The organism is Paracoccus sp. MKU1 (assembly GCF_001447385.1).
Lineage (GTDB): Bacteria > Pseudomonadota > Alphaproteobacteria > Rhodobacterales > Rhodobacteraceae > Paracoccus.
Genome location: NZ_LLWQ01000120.1, coordinates 42,153 through 59,556 on the forward strand (window position 1 = coordinate 42,153; position 17,404 = coordinate 59,556).

General features: G+C 66.1%; 17 protein-coding genes and 1 pseudogene. 3 read left to right on the forward strand and 15 right to left on the reverse strand.

The genetic code is table 11. The annotated features are described in order from the left end of the window. Window positions 1–162: 162 nt before the first annotated feature. A complete protein-coding gene (locus AQY21_RS07830; RefSeq protein ID WP_058097151.1) occupies window positions 163–1,002 on the forward strand; it encodes an SIMPL domain-containing protein in 840 nt (279 codons plus the stop codon). Between the two features lie 38 nt (window positions 1,003–1,040). Here AQY21_RS07830 and AQY21_RS07835 read toward each other — a convergent pair whose 3' ends face one another. After that, on the reverse strand, window positions 1,041–2,327 hold the full coding sequence (locus AQY21_RS07835) for an O-acetylhomoserine aminocarboxypropyltransferase/cysteine synthase family protein (protein ID WP_058097152.1): 1,287 nt from the start codon (window positions 2,325–2,327) through the stop codon (window positions 1,041–1,043). 551 nt (window positions 2,328–2,878) lie between these two features. Between AQY21_RS07835 and AQY21_RS30175 the strand changes: the two are divergent. Beyond that, a pseudogene (locus tag AQY21_RS30175) lies at window positions 2,879–2,983 on the forward strand (integrase arm-type DNA-binding domain-containing protein); the annotation flags it as partial. 247 nt (window positions 2,984–3,230) lie between these two features. On the opposite strand, the gene AQY21_RS07840 reads toward AQY21_RS30175, so the two are convergent. The 10 genes from AQY21_RS07840 to AQY21_RS07885 all read right to left on the reverse strand — a co-directional run bounded on the left by AQY21_RS07840 (window position 3,231) and on the right by AQY21_RS07885 (window position 13,021). Then, on the reverse strand, window positions 3,231–4,088 hold the full coding sequence (locus AQY21_RS07840; protein ID WP_058097153.1) for a DUF2189 domain-containing protein: 858 nt from the start codon (window positions 4,086–4,088) through the stop codon (window positions 3,231–3,233). 361 nt (window positions 4,089–4,449) lie between these two features. Then, window positions 4,450–5,247, reverse strand: a complete 798-nt coding sequence (gene pcaD / locus AQY21_RS07845) for a 3-oxoadipate enol-lactonase (RefSeq protein WP_058097154.1) — start codon at window positions 5,245–5,247, stop codon at window positions 4,450–4,452. Between the two features lie 62 nt (window positions 5,248–5,309). Next, window positions 5,310–6,641 carry an aromatic acid/H+ symport family MFS transporter gene (locus AQY21_RS07850; RefSeq protein WP_058097155.1) on the reverse strand — a complete coding sequence of 444 codons (1,332 nt, stop codon included), beginning with the start codon at window positions 6,639–6,641 and terminating at the stop codon, window positions 5,310–5,312. Window positions 6,642–6,704: 63 nt separating this feature from the next. Further along, window positions 6,705–7,490 carry a benzoate diol dehydrogenase BenD gene (gene benD / locus AQY21_RS07855; RefSeq protein WP_058097156.1) on the reverse strand — a complete coding sequence of 262 codons (786 nt, stop codon included), beginning with the start codon at window positions 7,488–7,490 and terminating at the stop codon, window positions 6,705–6,707. Continuing rightward, window positions 7,487–8,509: a benzoate 1,2-dioxygenase electron transfer component BenC gene (gene benC, locus AQY21_RS07860; protein ID WP_058097157.1), complete on the reverse strand. Its 1,023-nt coding sequence runs from the start codon at window positions 8,507–8,509 to the stop codon at window positions 7,487–7,489. Before benC ends, benD begins: the two co-directional genes overlap by 4 nt. Before the next feature lie 34 nt (window positions 8,510–8,543). Then, window positions 8,544–9,059: a benzoate 1,2-dioxygenase small subunit gene (benB, locus tag AQY21_RS07865; RefSeq protein WP_058097158.1), complete on the reverse strand. Its 516-nt coding sequence runs from the start codon at window positions 9,057–9,059 to the stop codon at window positions 8,544–8,546. Continuing rightward, entirely contained in the window at window positions 9,056–10,414 is a 1,359-nt protein-coding gene (locus AQY21_RS07870; protein WP_058097159.1) for a Rieske 2Fe-2S domain-containing protein, read from the reverse strand. Before AQY21_RS07870 ends, benB begins: the two co-directional genes overlap by 4 nt. A 111-nt stretch (window positions 10,415–10,525) precedes the next feature. After that, window positions 10,526–11,464 (reverse strand): catechol 1,2-dioxygenase, encoded by a 939-nt coding sequence (gene catA / locus AQY21_RS07875; protein ID WP_058097160.1) that lies wholly within the window; start codon window positions 11,462–11,464, stop codon window positions 10,526–10,528. A gap of 73 nt (window positions 11,465–11,537) precedes the next feature. Continuing rightward, window positions 11,538–11,828: a muconolactone Delta-isomerase gene (catC, locus tag AQY21_RS07880; RefSeq protein ID WP_058097161.1), complete on the reverse strand. Its 291-nt coding sequence runs from the start codon at window positions 11,826–11,828 to the stop codon at window positions 11,538–11,540. 11 nt (window positions 11,829–11,839) lie between these two features. Next, entirely contained in the window at window positions 11,840–13,021 is a 1,182-nt protein-coding gene (locus AQY21_RS07885) for a muconate/chloromuconate family cycloisomerase (protein ID WP_058097162.1), read from the reverse strand. Window positions 13,022–13,185: 164 nt separating this feature from the next. On the opposite strand from AQY21_RS07885, the gene AQY21_RS07890 reads away from it, so the two are divergent. Continuing rightward, entirely contained in the window at window positions 13,186–14,139 is a 954-nt protein-coding gene (locus AQY21_RS07890) for a LysR family transcriptional regulator (protein ID WP_058097163.1), read from the forward strand. 213 nt (window positions 14,140–14,352) lie between these two features. Here AQY21_RS07890 and AQY21_RS07895 read toward each other — a convergent pair whose 3' ends face one another. From AQY21_RS07895 to AQY21_RS27705, 4 genes are all read right to left on the reverse strand, one after another. Beyond that, window positions 14,353–15,645 carry an MFS transporter gene (locus tag AQY21_RS07895; RefSeq protein WP_238986717.1) on the reverse strand — a complete coding sequence of 431 codons (1,293 nt, stop codon included), beginning with the start codon at window positions 15,643–15,645 and terminating at the stop codon, window positions 14,353–14,355. 560 nt (window positions 15,646–16,205) lie between these two features. Then, window positions 16,206–16,592: a methylglyoxal synthase gene (locus tag AQY21_RS07900; RefSeq protein ID WP_058097165.1), complete on the reverse strand. Its 387-nt coding sequence runs from the start codon at window positions 16,590–16,592 to the stop codon at window positions 16,206–16,208. 227 nt (window positions 16,593–16,819) lie between these two features. After that, a complete protein-coding gene (locus AQY21_RS27700) occupies window positions 16,820–16,969 on the reverse strand; it encodes a hypothetical protein (protein WP_203416441.1) in 150 nt (49 codons plus the stop codon). Between the two features lie 117 nt (window positions 16,970–17,086). Then, a partial coding sequence (locus AQY21_RS27705) for a transposase (RefSeq protein WP_152988159.1) occupies window positions 17,087–17,404 on the reverse strand: 318 nt, incomplete at its 5' end.

The following is a 17,404-nucleotide window of genomic DNA, read 5'->3' on the forward strand; positions in this document are numbered from 1 at the left end:
CATCTTCGTGATTGATGTTTCCGGACTAACCCAGAACGCGATCCGTGAAAAGCAGAACACCGGATTGTGAGGCATCCCGGAACGCATTTGCGGCGTTATAGGGGCTCGTAAAGACAACCGCGCAAGGGCAAAGCACCCGACGCGCCAAGGAGTAAAGACCCGATGCCCCAATTCCGACCCCTGATGGCTGCCGCGACGCTGATCGTTCTGGGCGCCGGCCCGCTGATGGCCCAGCCTGCCCCGACCGACGCGCCGCCGCCGCCCGCACAGATGGGACATCACGCCATGAAACATGCCGCCCCCTTCGCGAAACTGACGGTGACCGGCACCGGCCAGGCCACGACCCAGCCCGACATGGCCACCGTCACGCTGGGCGTCAGCACCCGCGCCGCCACCGCCGCCGAGGCCATGGCACAGAATGCCGAGCAGCAGGCCAAGGTCATCGAGACGCTGAAGGCCGAGGGGATCGAGGCCCGCGACATCCAGACCTCGGGGCTGAACCTGTCGCCGGTGATGGATTACTCCGACCAGGGCCAGCCGCCGAAGCTGACCGGCTACGGCGCGCAGAACAGCGTGACCGTGCGGGTGCGCGACATCGCGGGGCTCGGCGCGGTGCTGGACCGGCTGGTCGCCTCGGGCGCCAACGAGATCAGCGGCATCGCCTTCTCGCGCGAGGACATGGCCGAGGCCGAGGACCAGGCCCGCACCGAGGCCGTGGCCGACGCGCGCCGCCGCGCCGAGGTGATGGCCGAGGCGGCGGGCATGCGGCTGGGCCGGCTGCTCTCGCTGTCGGACGTGCAGATCGGCGGCGGGCCGCGCCCGATGATGGCGATGCGTGCCGAGGCGGCCGGCTCGGCCGATACGCCGATCGAGGCGGGCGAACTGGCCGTCAGCGCCAATGTCACCGCGGTCTTCGCCATGCACCCGGCCGATGCGCCGGAAGGCGGCGAGCCCCCTGCCCCCGAAGGCGAAGCGACGCCCGGAGAGGCCCCGGCGAACTGATCTGGCGGGCGGCGCAGCGATGCGCCGCCCGTCTCGCCTCAGGCGGTGGCGGCGGCCAGCGCCTGGTCCAGGTCGGCGATGATGTCCGCTGCGTCCTCGATGCCGATGGACAGCCGCACCACGTCCGGCCCCGCCCCGGCGGCGATCTTCTGCTCGTCCGTCAGCTGGCTGTGCGTGGTCGAGGCGGAATGGATCACCAGCGAGCGCGAATCGCCCAGGTTCGCCACGTGGCTGAACAGCTTCAGGTTATCGACCAGCTTCACCGCCGCGTCGTAGCCGCCGCTGATCGCAAAGGTGAACAGCGCCCCCGCCCCCTTGGGATAGACGCGCCGCGCCGTCGCGTTCCAGGGCGATGAGGCCAGCCCCGCATAGGTGACCGAGGTGACGCGCGGATCCTTCTCCAGCCATTCCGCGACCTTCTGCGCGTTCTCGACATGGCGCGCCATGCGCAGACCCAGCGTCTCGATGCCCATCAGCGTGTAATGCGCCGCCTGCGGGTTCATGGTCATGCCCAGGTCGCGCAGCCCGATGGCGATGCCGTGGAAGGTATAGGCCAGCGCGCCGAAGGTCTCGTGGAACTTCAGCCCGTGATAGGCGGGCTCGGGCTCGGACAGGCTGGGGAACTTGCCCGAGGCCGACCAGTCGAACCGGCCCGAATCCACGATCACGCCGCCGGTCACCGTGCCGTTGCCGGTCATGTATTTGGTCAGGCTGTGGACGACCAGCGTCGCGCCCATCTCGATCGGCCTGCACAGCCAGGGCGTGGCCAGCGTGTTGTCCACGATCAGCGGCAGGCCGACCTCGTCCGCAACCTTCGCCACCGCCGGAATGTCGGTGACATAGCCGCCCGGATTGCTGATCGATTCGCAGAAAATGGCGCGGGTATCTTCGTCCACCGCCGCCCGCAGCGCGTCGAGATCGTCCAGGTCCACGAACCGGCACGACCAGCCGAAGCGCTTGATGGTCTGGCTGAACTGGGTGATGGTGCCGCCGTAAAGCCGGGTCGAGGCGATCAGGTTCCTGCCCGGCCCCATCAGCGGGAACAGCGCCATGATCTGCGCCGCATGGCCCGAGGAACAGCAGACCGCGCCGGCCCCGCCCTCCAGCTCGGCCACGCGGGCCTGGAGCGCCGCGACGGTGGGGTTGGTCAGGCGGGAATAGATATAGCCGACCTCTTGCAGGCCGAACAGCCGCGCCGCATGGGCAGCATCCTGAAAGACATAGGCGGTGGTCTGATAGATCGGCACCTGCCGCGCCCCGGTCGCGGGATCGGGCGCGCTGCCTGCATGGATGGCGGTGGTGTCGAAACCCCATTTCTCGGACATGGAAACTCTCCCCTTCGGGTCCGTTGCTCGGGGCAGAGACTAGGCGCAAGCCGCGGCGCAAATCCACGGAAATCGGCAGGAAGCCGCGTGGAAAGAACACCGTATTGGCGCAGGAAGCCTCTGGAGAAAGGCCTTTTTCCAGCCCTCCGCCCAGGCAAGATCTCCATCCTTTCGCCCCCGACATCCTGGGTGGCAAGACCCCCGGAACCGGCCCGGCAAGGTTTCCAGCCCTTCTTTCGTGTTCAAATATCCTGGGGGAGTCCCGCAGGGACGGGGGCAAAGCCCCTCTTGCTCGACAGACGGCGGGCAAATGCCGCGCCGCTCGGGAGCTGCCAGAGCGATCATGGGCAAGGATCTGCTGTGTGAATTGGCCGCGCCGTCGCGGCAGCGGCGACAAAAGCGCGGATCCCCGTGGGGGACTGAGATGAAGAACAAGCTCACAGCGGTCAAGCTGAAGAAAGCCGCGAATGGAAAGCTGCAAATTGGCGGTGGCCTGATCCTGGTGAAGGCCGGCTCCACCGGGAAATGGGTCTGCCGAATATTCGCATCTCGGGAAAAGGCGAGAGATGGGCCTTGGGCAATGGCTGACGGTCGCTCTCGCCGAAGCCCGCAAGATCCGCGACGAAAGGGCGGCGGAGCTGGCTGTCGGAAGAGACTTTATCGTCATGAGGGGCGCCCAGCGCGCCGCCGAGACAGGGGAACGGGACAGGGAAGACCCGACCTTTGCTGATCGAAGATATTGTCGAGCCCCGCCTCGGCCAGGGAGCCGGCGGCGAGCTTATATCTGCTCGTTGATGAGACCCATGCAATTGGCCGCTGCCGGTTCCGCGGGCACTCAGTCAGGTTTGCATGGCTCGTTCCTCGAACGCCATAGGGCTTGGAGGTGGGATTACGCGACAGCCCCTAGCCCACGGCCCGGCGGTAAAGATGCCATGTCGCGTGGCCAAGGATGGGCAACACCACGATCAGCCCGGCGAAAAGCGGGATCATCCCCAGCACCAGCGAGACGGCGACGATCAGCCCCCAGAGCGCCGTCGCTCTCGGGTTGCGGCGCGCGACGGCGAGCGAGGTCGCCAGCGCCACCGGCACGCCCACCGGCCGGTCGATCAGCATCGGGAACGACACCAGGCTGACGCAAAGCACCACGGCCGCGAAGACGAAGCCGACGCCGGCCCCGGTGAGGATCATCGTCCAGCCCGCGCTGGTGGTGAAGCTGTCGCGCAGAAGGACGAGCAGGCTGTCATAGGGCCCGGGCCCCAGGGTGACGACCCAGATCGCATGCGCGGCGAGAAGCCAGAAGGCGAAGATCACCGCGAGCAGCAAGCCCAGCATCAGCACCGGCCCCAGCACCCGGCCGGTCAGCGTCGCCAGAACCGCGCCCCAATTCGTATCCTCGCCCCGCTCGCGCCGCCGGCTCATCTCGTAAAGGCCGATCGCCGCGACCGGCCCGACCAGCGGAAAGCCAGCGGCCAGCGGAAACAGCAGATGCACCTGCCCCGCGTTGAACGCCCAGGCGGCAAGAACGAAGCCGATCACCGGGTAAAGCGCCACCGCGGTGATCACGTCGGTGCGCAGCGCGGCGAAGTCCTCGACGCCCTTGCGAAGCGCCGCGCGGATGTCGCCCAGGCCGATCTGCTTGACCTCGGGCAGGGTCCTCTCGTGGCTGCCGATCCCGTCTACCGCCGCGCCGGCGCTGCGGCCTATGCCGGCCAGCCTCTGCGCGCTCCAGCTCAGCGGGTTTCCAATCGTTTCTCGGTGCATGGCTGCATCCTCCCTTCCTGGAGGGCCCAAGACCGGGCGAGGCGTCAGCCGGGAAATCCGGCCCCCGCCCGCGAACATGCCGGGCCGAACCGTCCTCAACAAATAGTTTAACAGATACAGCGCGAGGTTGCACTCGGGGAATCGCGTGCCTTGTCCTTTGCCGGGAGAGGCTGCCGCGCTCAGGGCATGGTGTTCATGGTGACCTGCTGCCGCACCGGGCGAAAGGCCGCCTGACGGCGGACGCAAGATCGGATGGCGGCCGCTCGCCCAAGCACGCCAGCACGAGGGCCAGCGGCGTTACGCACGAGAAAGCCGGCTGACGCGAGGCCGAGTTCGGGATGACGTTGCCGCCCCCGCTCCTTCAGGCACCGCATGGGGCTGCGGTCAGAAAGTCCTTCAAGGCGATGTCGAAGCGCAGCGCCGATTCCCGGTTCAGGATATGCCGCCCTGGCAGGGACAGGTGACGTCCGCAGCGCACCGCCCCGGCGATCATGGCCAATTCGGCGGGCGGGCAGACCGGATCGTCGTCGCCGGAGATCGCCAGGAGGGGATTGGCGATCTGGGGAAGGCGGTCGCGAAGGTCCGCTCCGGCAAGCGCCGCGCAGCATCCCACATAGCCATCGACCGAGGTTGCGGCGAAACTGGCCAGGATCGCCTTGACCTTGGCAGGATCGGCCGCGCGAAAGCCGGGCGTGAACCAGCGTTCCGCAGTCGCGGGAACAAGACCGCCGAGGCCGTTGGCCCGGACCTCGTCGATGCGGGCATGCCAGCTTTCGGCGCTGCCGATCCGGGCGGCCGTCGCGCAAAGAACGATGCGCTCCAGCCGCGCCCCGGCGTGGATGCCCAGCCATTGCCCGGTCAGCCCGCCGATGGACAGGCCGCAGAAATGGCTGCGCCTGATGGACAGCGCGTCCCACAGCGCGATCACGTCGCCGGCAAGATCGGCCAGGCCGTAAGGCGGCACCGGCGCGCCGGACCTGCCATGGCCGCGGCGATCATAGCGCAGGATGCGGAAATCCTGGGAAAGGCTTGCAACCTGGGCATCCCACATGTGCAGGTCGGTGCCCAGGGAATTGCAGAAGGTCAGCCACGGCTTGTCCCCTGCCTTGCCGTCGATGCGATAGTGAAGCCGGTGGGTGGGCAGGTCCAGATAGGGCATGGTCGGCCTTTCATGCGGATTTTGGCGCGCGGCGAGGGGCCGCGCGCCTGGTTGCGGGGCTGTCAGGCGGCGGCAAGCCGCGTTGCGTCGCGAGCGCGCCCGTTGGCAAGCGCAAAGACCAGCATCGCCAGGGCCGAGATCGCCGCCGGGATGGCGAAGAGCAGGAAGTTCTGCCCCAGCGGCAGCTCCCGCGCTAGCAGCACCCCGCCCAGCGTCGGCCCGACGATGGCACCGATCCGGCCCACGCCCGAAGCCCAGCCCAGCCCGGTCGAGCGCACCGACAGGTTATAAAGCTGCGCGACGCTGGCATAGAGCAGGATCTGCGTGCCGATGGTCGTGGCCCCTGCGACGAAGACCAGCAGGAACAGCACCGTCGGCGCCGGGTTGAAGCCGATCAGGGCGATGGATGCCCCGGCCGCGGCGAAGAAGGCGACCACCACCTTCGGCAGGCCGAAGCGGTCGCCCATCCTGCCGCCGGCGATCGCCCCCGCCATGCCGCCGAAATTCAGCGAGAACAGCGACAGAAGGCTGGCCCGTTCGGCATATCCGGCCTCTTGCAGCACCTTGGGCAGCCACGACGACAGCAGGTAGACCAGCAGCAGGCAGCAGAAGAAGGACAGCCACAGCATCAGCGTGCGCAGCGTCCGGCCGTGGCGGAACAGTTCCGCGACGGATGCCGAGGCGCCCTTGCTCTCGCTGAAGACCAGCCGGTCCTCGGGGGCCAGGGGCGTAGCCGGGTTGATGCGGCCGAAGATGCGCCGCGCCTCGTCCTGCTTGCCCTGGCGGATCAGGAAGCCCAGCGATTCCGGCAGCTTCCACAGCACCAGCGGCAACAGCAGCAGCGGCACGGCGGCGATGAAGAACATCGGCTGCCAGCCGAAGGAGGGGATCAGCCCGACACCCAGCCCCGCCGCGACCATGCCGCCGACCGAATAGCCCGAAAACATCAGCGCGACCATGGTGCCGCGCAGGCGTTTGGGCGCATATTCGTTCATCAGCGCCACCGCGTTCGGCATCAGCCCGCCGCAGCCCAGGCCGGCGATGAAGCGGAAGATCTTGAACTGCTCGGGCGAGTTGGCAAAGCCCGTCAGCACGGTGGCCGAGGTGAACAGCACGAAGCTGATCGCGACGCCCTTCTTGCGGCCGATCCGGTCGGCCAGCGGGCCAAGGATCAGCGCCCCGAACATCATCCCGAACAGCGCCCAGGCTTGCAGCGCGCCCGCCTGCGGCTTGGTCAGGCCCCATTCCGCGATCAGCGTGGGCAGCACCGTGCCCGCCACGAACACGTCGTATCCATCGACCACCAGCAGCGCCCCGCAAAGCGCCACCACCATCCATTGAAAGCTGCCGAACGGGCCTTGGTCTATGGCCTCGTTCACGTCTATGTTGCGCATTCCTTGTCTCCTCCCTGTTCTGTCGTTGAAATCGCGATCAGCCGGTGTCGCCCCCCGCGACGCTCATCCTGTGTCGCCTCCGGCGACGGGCAGGACCGAGCCGGTGATGTAGGACGCCTCGTCCGAGGCCAGGAACAGGATCGGCGCGGCCTGTTCCTGAATGCTGCCATAGCGGCGCATGAAGGCGGATTGCTTGACCTGGTCCACGACCTCGGCCATCCATTGCTGTTCGGCAAGGCTGTCGCCCTCGGCATTGCGCGGGACGCGGCGCGGCGGCGCCTCGGTCCCGCCGGGGGCGGTGGCGACGACGCGGATGTTCTGGGCCGCCATCTCCATCGCCAGGGATTGCGTGATCGCGTTGACGCCGCCCTTGGCCGCCGAATAGGGCACGCGGTGAATGCCCCGGGTGGCGTTTGACGAGACGTTGACGATGGTGCCGCCGCCGCGCGCCAGCAGATGCGGCAGGACCGCATGGCAGCAATACAGCGTCGGCATCAGCGAGCGCCGGATCTCGGCGTCGATCTGGGCCGGTTCGAATTCGGCAAAGGGCCGCATCCGTATCGCGCCACCGACATTGTTGATCAGGATGTCGATGCCGCCGAAGGTGCGGGCCGCATGGCGCATCGCGGCATCGGCGCCATCCCAGGTTTCCAGATCGGCGGTGAAACCCGCGGCTTCGCCTTCCGCCGCCGCCGCCACCTCGGCCACGAAATCGGCGCGGTCCACGAACAGCACCCGCCCCCCTTCGGCCGCCGCGCGCAAGGCCACGGCGCGACCGATGCCTTGCGCGGCCCCGGTCACCACCAGCACCTTGCCCGCGAAGCGGTTGGCAAAGACGGCCCCGGTCATGCGATGGCCTTCAGCGGCGCGTTGGGGGTGAACTTCTCGTAATGGAAGCTGGCGGGCGCGATCCCCTGCTCGTCCAGGTAATGCCGCACGGCATCGACCATCGGCGGCGGGCCGCACAGATAGACATCGACCCCGCCGGCGGCCAGCATGTCGCCCGGCATGTGCTGCGTCACCCAGCCCTTGCGGGGATGGTCGGATGCGGGGTCGGCCACCACCGTCGCAAAGGTGAAATTCGGCAGTCGCTTGGCATAGGCCGCAAGCTCATCGACCAGCACCAGGTCTTGGTCGCGCGTCACGCCATAGATCAGATGGATCTGGCGCCGCGACCCGGCCCGCGCCAGAACCTCCAGCATCGACAGGAAGGGCGCAAGGCCGGTGCCGCCCGCCAGGAACAGCAGCGGCCCTTCGCCGTCGCGCAGATAGAAGCTGCCCATCGGCCCGGTCAGGTCCAGCCGGTCGCCCGGCTTGGCGCGGGCCAGCCAGCCGCCCATCAGCCCGCCGGGGATCTTCTTGATCAGGAAGCCCAGGCCGCGCTCGCCCGGAGCGGAGCTGAAGGAATAGGAGCGGTGGTCGCCGCTGCCCGGCACGGCAATGTTGACATATTGTCCCGGCAGAAAGGCCGGCGTCTCATCCTCCACCGCCAGTTCCAGCACCACGGCGGCGTCCTGATGCGGCTCGATCCGCGTCACGGTGGCGGTGAAGACCTGCTGGCCGGTCTTGCAGGCCAGCGAGGTCGTCGGCACCGACAGCACGCAATCCGAGGACGGCACCATCTGGCAGGTCAGCACCAGCCCCTCGGCGGCTTCGTCCTCGGTCAGGGCGTCGTCGATATAGTCCTCGCCCATGTCATAGGCGCCGCTTTCGGCGCGGCACTTGCAGGTGCCGCAGACTCCGTCCGAGCAGTCCATCGGCAGGTTGATCTTGTTGCGGAACGCGGCATCGAGAACCTTCTCGCCCGGCTTGCAATCGACGAAGCGGGTCACCCCGTCCTCGAAGTTCAGTGCGATGCGATAGCACATGGTCGCCTCCTCCTTGCGGTTGTGCTGGGACGGGTCAGACGTGATAGACGTCGATGACCTGGCGGATGTAGTCGTTCTTCAGGACGATCTTCTTGGCGGCGATGACCAGCCCGTCGCCATGCTTGCGCAGGGTCACGAAGATGGTGCCGAAGAACTGGTCTGTGACCTTGTAACGGTGGTTCAGCGTGTGGAAGTTGTAGCGGACATCCACCTCGGTCCCGCGATCTTCCACCACTTCGACGTTCAGGACGGCGTGGCTGGTGCGCGGTTCCGGGGTGGAGGCACCCGACCGTTCGGTCTTGATGCGGAAGACGCGGTCCTCCAGCCCCTCGCGGTTCGGGTAATAGATCAGCGAGATCTGCGATTGCGGGTCCTCGGTGATCTGGTCGTTGTCGTCCCAGGCAGGCATCCAGTAGGACGCATCGGGCGCATAGCAGGTCAGCCATTCGTCCCATTGCCGGTCATCGAGCAGGCGCGCCTCGCGATAGAGGAAGGCGCAGATGGCGTTGTAATCCAGGCTCGTTCTGGTGGTGTCGCGATCCAGGCTCATGCGGCTTCTCCGGTCTTCTCGGCCGCCAATGCCTTGCGCATCATCTCGGCCCAGTATTCGTGCTGGCAGACGAACAGCCCCTCGTCCTCGCTGCGTTCGCCGGACAGAAGCGGCTTCAGCCCCATGCGCCGGGCGTTCTCGTCCGGCCCGTCGATCCACAGCGGCGCGCCGCGCGACATGTCGTTCCACAGCGCCAGGCTGCCGGCATAGGCGGTCTGGCAGGCGCGGAATTCCTCGAGGTCGTCCGAGGTGCCCATGCCCGACACGTTGAAGAAATCCTCGTATTGGCGGATGCGATGGGCGCGGTCCTCGGCGGACTCGCCCTTGGGCGCGAAGCAGAAGATGGTGACTTCGGTCTTGTCTACGGAAAGCGGGCGCACGACGCGGATCTGGGTGCTGAACTGGTCCATCAGGAACACGTTCGGATAGAGGCAGAGGTTGCGCGTCTGGTTGATGATGAAGCCGGCCTTGTCCTCGCCCAAACGGGCGGCGATTTCCTCGCGGCGATTATAGACCGGACGGACCTCGGGGTTCCTGGTGTTGGTCCAGAGCAGGATATGGCCGTTCTCGAAGCCGTAGACGCCGGCCACCGACTTCGACCAGCTGTTGGCGTCCACCGCCTTGGTGCCGGTTTCGCTGCGCCGGTCCATGGTGGTGGCATAGTTCCAATGCACCGAACTGACATGATAGCCGTCGCAGCCGTTCTCCATCTGCAACTTCCAGTTGCCGTCGTAGATGTAGGAGGAATTGCCGCGCAGCACCTCCAGCCCTTCGGGGGCCTGGTCGACGATCTGGTCGATGATGACGGTGGTTTCGCCCAGGAACTCCTCCAGCGAGGCCACGTCGGGATTGAGGCTGCCGAACAGGAAGCCGCGATAGCTCTCGAACCGCGCCACGCGGGTCAGGTCGTGCGAGCCGTCCTTGTTGAACTGCTCGGGATATTGCGTGGTCTTGGCGTCCTTGACCTTCAGAAGCTTGCCGGTGTTCGAGAAGGTCCAGCCGTGGAACGGGCAGGTGAAGCTGCCCTTGTTGCCCTGCTTGCGGCGGCACAGCATCGCGCCCTTGTGGGCGCAGGCATTGATGACCGCGTGCAGCGTGCCGGTCTTGTCGCGGGTGATGACCACCGGCTGGCGGCCGATCCAGGTCGTGTAATAGTCGTTCGGTTCGGGGATCTGGCTTTCATGCGCCAGATAGACCCAGTTGCCTTCGAAGATGTGCTTCAGCTCCAGCGCGAACAGGTCCTCGTTGGTGAAGATGTCGCGGCGGCAGCGGTAGAGGCCGGCCTCCTTGTCGTCCTGCACGGCGGTCGCCAGAAGATGATCCAGATCGCGTGCCTTCTCGATGATCGCGGACATGAGCTTTCCTCCCCAGGGGATGCGCCTTGCGGGCCGGCCCCTGCCAGATGTCGGTGATGGTTGATCGGGTTCGGAACGGGGCGGCCTGCGGCGGCCGCCCATCAGCATCGGTCAGGCGGCAGCGCGACGGCGCTGTTCGTTGGCCTGGTTGTCGACGCCATCGACCAGGGCGGTCAGGTGGATGTCGAATTCGATCTCGGCGAAGGGACCGTTCAGCCCGTTGGCATGAATGCTTTCCTCGTCAGTGCGCTCGACGACATGCGGCACCAGCCCCTCGCGGGTCGCATAGGCGAAATCGTCGTCGATCAGCGGGTCGCCCTCGATATTGATCTGCGTGGTCAGCTTGCGGTGACCATCGGCGCTGACGAAGAAGTGGATATGCGCCGGCCGCTGGCCGTGGCGGCCAAGCGCCGACAGCAGCGCCTCGGTCGGGCTGCCGGGGGGCACGCCATAGCCACTGGGCAGGATGCTCTGGAACCTGTAGCGGCCTTGATCGTCCGCGATGATCGTGCGGCGCATGTTGAAGGGCGCCTGCTTGCCGGTCGGGTCGAAATGCGAATAGAAGCCGCGGGTGTCGCAATGCCAGACCTCGACCTTGGCGCCGGGCAGCGGCTGGCCGTCGGCGCCGTGCACGACCCCGTGCATGATCAGCGTGTGGCCGTCGGTGTCGGTGCCGTCGTCGAGCCGCGCGAAGCCCACCGATTCCGGGGCGCCCGCGACATAGAGCGGCCCCTCGATGGTGCGCGGCGTGGGGTTCTCGATACCCAGCGAGGCGTCGATGGCGTCGAGCCGTTCGTCCAGGAAATGGTCGATGCCGAGTCCGGGCGAGATCAGCCCCGCCTGCCCGGCCGCGCCCAGATCGTTCAGCCAGGCCACGCCCGTCCAGTATTCGTCGGGGGTGATGTTCAGGTCGTCGATGGCCCGGAACAGGTCGGACATCAGCCGGTGCACGATCTGCTTCATGCGCGGATCGCCGTCGTCATTCGTCAGGCCGCTTAGCACCTTCAGGAAATCCTGTACGTCGGGCCGGTCGAAAATCTTGACAGTCATGGTCTCTCCTCCTGGATTCTCGTGGAAACTGGGACGGGTCGGCTCCTCCGCCGGCCCTTCGGGAATGATGGCTCTAGCGGTCGTCCTCGCGGATCGAGGAAGGGTGGCGCAGCAGCGGCGTCACCTCGATCTTCATGAACGGAAACAGCGGCAGGCCCGACAGGATCTCGTGCAGTTCGGCATTGTCCCGGACGTCGAGAATGCTGAAATTCGCGTATTCGCCGGCGATGCGCCAGATGTGCCGCCACTTGCCGCTGGCCTGCAACTGCTGCGCATAGGCCTTTTCCCGGGCGATGATCTCGGCCGCCTCCTCGGCGGGCAGGTCGCGGGGGATCTTCACATCCATCCGAACGTGGAACAGCATGGCGGTCCTCCTCAGCCGGCGGGGTGGGTCTTGCGGTGCAGGCCGTCGCGGGCGAAGAACGCCACGCGGTCGTCGTCCAGCTGGATGCCGAGGCCCGGCCCGGATGGGACCGTCAGCGCGAAGTCGCTGTAATCCAGCGGCTCGCGCAGGATCTCCTCGGTCAGCAGCAGCGGACCGAACAGCTCCGTGCCCCATTGCAGGTTGGCGAAGGTCGAGAAGGCATGAGCCGAGGCGATGCTGCCCACCGCGCCTTCCAGCATGGTGCCGCCGTAAAGGCCGATCCCCGCCGCATCGGCGATGGCCGCGACGCGCAGGGCGTTGAAGCAGCCGCCGCATTGCTCGATCTTGACGGCAAAGACATCGGCGCCATGCACCCGGGCAAGCTCGAAAGCCGATTCCGGGCCCGAGAGCGATTCATCGGCCATCAGCGCCGTGGGAAAGCGGCGCACCAGCCGCACCAGCCCCGCGGCCGTGGCGACCGGCTGCTCGACCAGCTCGCAGCCGGCATCGGCCAGCGCCGCCATGCCATGGGCCGCCTCGGTCTCGCTCCAGGCCATGTTCACGTCGACCCGCACCGCGGCGCGTTCGCCAAGCGCGCGCTTGATCGCCGCGACATGGGCAATATCGTCGCGGATGTCCCGAGCGCCGATCTTCAGCTTGAAGATGCGGTGGCGGCGCAGGTCCAGCATGCGCTCGGCCTCGGCGATGTCGGTTGCCGTATCTCCCGAGGCCAGCGTCCAGGCCACGGCGAGCCGGTCGCGGCGCCGGCCGCCCAGCAGCTCGCTGACCGGCAGGCCCAACCGCTTGCCATGTGCATCCAGAAGCGCGGTCTCGACGGCGCTCTTGGCGAAGCGGTTCTCCTTGACCGCCTTGCCGATGCGCGCCATCAGCGCCTGGATGCGGGTCGCGTCCTGACCCAGCATCATGGGCGCGAAATAGGTGTCGATCGCCAGCTTCATGCTCTCGGGGCTTTCGCCGCCATAGGCCAGCCCGCCGATCGTGGTGCCTTCGCCGAGGCCGATCACGCCGTCGCTGCAATGCAGCTTGACCAGCATCAGGGTCTGGCCGTTCATCGTCGCGACCGACAGCTTGTGCGGCCGGATGGTCGGCAGATCGACCAGGATGGTCTCGACCCGGTCGATGACGGGGCTGACGGCGGTGGTCGGGGCAAGGGGTGCGAATGTCTGGTTCATGCCGCCAAGATTGCAGCCGGCCCGCGCTTCCGTCCAACACCGTTTGGGTTTGATACCATGCTCTGAAGGTATTATGCTGCGAATTATCCTGCATATCAGCGGTTTGATCCGCTGCAAGATACCTGAAACACGCATAAGTTTCGCCCGGCAGACAGGAGGAAGCCATGGATTTGCGGCAGTTGCGCTATTTCGTGGCCGTGGCGCGCGAGCGGAACTTCACCCGCGCCGCCGAGACGCTGCACATCGCCCAGCCACCGCTGAGCCGTCAGATCCAGCTGCTCGAGGAGGAGCTGGGCGTCGTCCTGATCATCCGCAAAAGCCGGCCGATCAAGCTGACCGATGCGGGACGTCTGTTCTATGAACAGGCATTGCAAGTGCTGGGACGGGTTGACCAGATGAAGGATGCGACGCGCCGGGTGGGCATGAACCGCAACCGGGTGCTGTCCATCGGCTTCGTGGCTTCGACGCTTTACGGTGGTCTTCCGTCGCTGATCCGGAAGCTGCGCCAGAACGCGCCCGAGCTGGACATCCAGCTGCTCGAAATGCTGTCGATCCAGCAGATACCGGCGCTGAAGGAAGGCCGCATCGACATCGGCTTCGGCCGCCTGAAACAGAATGACCCGAATGTGGTCAGCACCGTCCTGCGCGAGGAACGCCTTGTCCTCGCGCTCCCGCAAGGCACGCCCCTTGCCCGGGACGACACGCCCTTGCCGCTTTCCGCAGTCGCCGGGCAGAAGTTGATCGTCTATCCCAAGGAGCCGCGCCCCAGCTATGCCGACCAGGTTCTGGGCGTGCTTCAGGACGAGGACGTCCGTCCGTCCGAGGTGCTGGAGGTGCGGGAGATCCAGACCGCCCTTGGCCTGGTTGCCGCCGATTCCGGCATCTGCATCATACCGTCATCGGCCCGGCAGATGCGGTCCGACGTGCAATATCGGATGATCGACAGCCTGCGGGCATTGTCCCCGGTGATCCTCAACCACCGTGCAGGCGAAAACTCGCGCTATCTCGATCTGGTCAAGACGCTGATCCATGACATGTACGCCGAAAATCCAGCCTGGCTTGAAGCCAACAACCTTCGCCCAGCCCCTCCCGAGGGTCGCAAGCCAAACCGCGCGTAAGGTCATGGCGCCTGAGGCCGCGCGCCGCGCCCTCGTCATGGACGCTGCCACATACCGTTGAGCTTGAGCGCTCCTGTCGGCTCGAAGACTTGGGTGCGTTCCAGGCTGCCGCCTCACAGGGGACTTGGCGCGGCACAGGAAGTGGCGGCTCGCCCAGCCCCGCCATGGCTGAGGGAACGGCCTGCGCCTGGCGCTGCCGCCCCCTGCCTGCGCTCAGCGCAAGTGCTTGCCCTTGGTTTCCGGGGCCCAGAGGATCGACAGGATCAGACCCAGCAAGGGAAATGCGGCCATCATGATCAGGGTCGTCGAGAATCCGAACCTTTGCAGCAGATATGGCAGAAGATACGTCACTCCGGCTGCCGATATCCGCGAGAAGGCGGCCGAAAACCCGACTCCCGTGGCCCGCACATGCGTGTCGAAGATTTCGGGCGGATAGACGAACTGGATGTTGTTCGCGGCCGGGGCGACGAACATGTAGATCGCGAACAGGGTGACGACGACCCAGGTCGGCGCCTGCGGGAACAGACCCAGCGCCAGGAAGGTCAGCAGCACGATCACGAAGGTCCAGATCACGAAACCGCGGCGGCTCATCCAGTGCAGCATGAAGACACCGACCACGGCACCGGCGATCTGGATGGCGTTCAGCGACATGTCCACCGCCGTCGCATCCCGCAGGCCCAGCGACTCCAGCACCGGCATCATGAAGGTGAAGATGCCGAAGAATGGGCCGACCTGACAGAACCAGAAGAAGCCGGAATAGAGGGTCTGGCGCCAGGTCTCGGCCGTGAAAAGCTCGCGCGGCGAGGCGTGGCGCGGGTTCAGATCGACATCGGGGATCGCATATTCCGCGCCGAAATACCGGTCTACAATGGCCTGCGCCTCGGCGTCGCGGCCCTGCGCCTTCAGCCACATCGGGGTCTCAGGCAGGGTCATTCGCAAGGCGAAGGTGATGAGCGCCGGGATCACGCTTGAGGCCAGCAGCATGCGCCAGTTGTCGCCGTCATAGAAGGAACCGACGACGAAGGCGACGGTGAAGCCCACCTGCCAGCCGATCGAGAAGCAGCCCAGCAGCACCCCCCTGCCCTTGCGGCGCGAGAACTCCGCCAGCACGGATGACCCCACGGCATATTCGACGCCGATCGCCAGCCCCAGCGCCAGCCGGATCGCCACCAGCTGCCAGACATCCTGCACGAAGATTTGCAGCACCGACAGCACGATAAAGGCCGCCAGGTTCCAGCCGAAGACCGGCCGGCGGCCGAAGCGATCCGCCAGATTGCCGAAGAACAAGCCGCCGATGAACACCCCGATCAGCGCGCTGGAGGCGATCAGGCCCTGGCTGATCGCCGAAAGCTGCATTTCCTGCCTGGCGATGGACAGCGCCGGTCCGACGATGCCGAGGACATAACCGTCTAGCACCGCACCGCCCAGGACGGCGGCGGCCGCTATGACATGAATGGTCTTGAGGGGTGCCTCATCAATCGGCAGCCGCCCCGAGGCGTCGCGCATAGCGGGTCCGCCGGGTAAAATCGATATGGCCATAGAATACCTTCCTGGGCTTAGAACTGGACGCTCCGCTGAAGGCTGGCGGAAGCTGCCCGATATGCATCGTGGTTTTCATGGCCCTTCCACCGGCGTGGCTCCTCCGCAGGCCCATGAAATCGCCGGTCGCGAAGTCCCGAAAAAACCCCGGGCCGCGGCGGCCTGTCTCGCGCCGCGGATGCCGGGACGCGGCGAGCATCCTTCCCCCCAACATTCGACCTGGACGCTTTTCCGACCAGGCAACCAGACCCTGCGCCACCGGAGGTTCCGGTGGACGAAAGCAAGGTCCGGCATCTGAACTCAATCGGTCGGGGCTGATGACCGGTTATATGCGCCAGGGCACCCCGCGACCCGGACAGGCGGTTTATTTCCGGATAGTCCCGATGGGGCAAACGAGAATATTCTCTCAGGAGGCATTAGAATTTCTAACGCAATCGCCCTTCCGTGGCTGCGTGATCCGCTTTCCAGGCCTCCCTCGTGACCTCTCGCTCGGCCAATGGCGAGGCCGCGATCGACGGCGGATCGGATCAGAGGCCGTCCGCCTCAAGCCCTGTCAGCACGGCATCCGCGCTTTTGGCATTCACCGCCAGTCGCGCATCGTAAAGGATCGCCAGCCGCAGCAGCGATTTCACATCGACGTCATGGGGCAAGGCGGACAGCGGATCGATGAAGAAGATCAGGTTCTTCAACCGCCCTTCGGAAATCATCGCCCCAAGCTGCGCATCGCCGCCCAGAGGTCCGCTGAGAAGTCGGCTCACCTCGAGCCCGGTCGCGGCATGGATCCGCTCTCCGGTGGTCCCGGTCGCGATCAACGACAGGGGCCGAAGCCGTTCGATCCGCGTCTCGACCCAAGCGATCATGGCGTCCTTCTTGCCATCATGCGCGACGAGGGCCAGATCGGCGTGACTATCCATGCGGGCTCTCCTTAAGGGTCACTGTTAGCGCAATCATAGCGGTTTGCCGCTCGCGAGTCGAGGTGATGCTGGCAAGGCCAACGGTATCACAACATGGGGGAGCAGATATTCCTGTGCTGTGCCCCCCGATGGCGCCTCCATCTGATGCGAGAGTCTGGCCCAACCAGAGGCCCTGCCCACTCCTCTTGAAGTCCAACGCCGGGTTTTGTTGGAACGGCGCGGCGCGGTTAAGAAAGCTCCCCTCGCTGAAATGCCCGGCCGAAGAATGCCACTGCCGCCAGCCCCGCCAGAACCAGTGACAGGCTCGCCGTCAGGGAAACCGCCTGGGCAAGAAATCCGATCAACGCCGGACCCAACAGGATTCCGGCATAGCCCATCGAGATCACCCGCGACAGCGAACACCCACCATCCCAGCGTGCCGGCGCTGAACATGGCGTGAAAGGAGGACATGACCGGCCGCCTTGCCCGCCGTTCAAGATAGGACGCTTGGCTGTTCATCGCCAAATCCCTCGGCAGCGACAAACCCGGCCCTGACGATCGCGGTCTAAGTCACCGACCTCATATGTCCGCAACCAGATGCGCAGAGCTGCGAGTTGGACGGAGGGGATGAAGTTGTCGTCGCGCTTGTCATAGCGGGCTGCGACGGCGCGGACGTGTTTGAGCTTGTTGAAGAACCGCTCGATCCTGTTTCTTTGTTGATAGAGGATCGGATCGAAAGCCGGACGGCGCTTTCGCGTCGGCATCAGCCGGATGCAGGTTCCGGCCCCGCGCGCGGCAAGGCTGCGATGCGGGCCATCGCTGTCGTAGCCCCG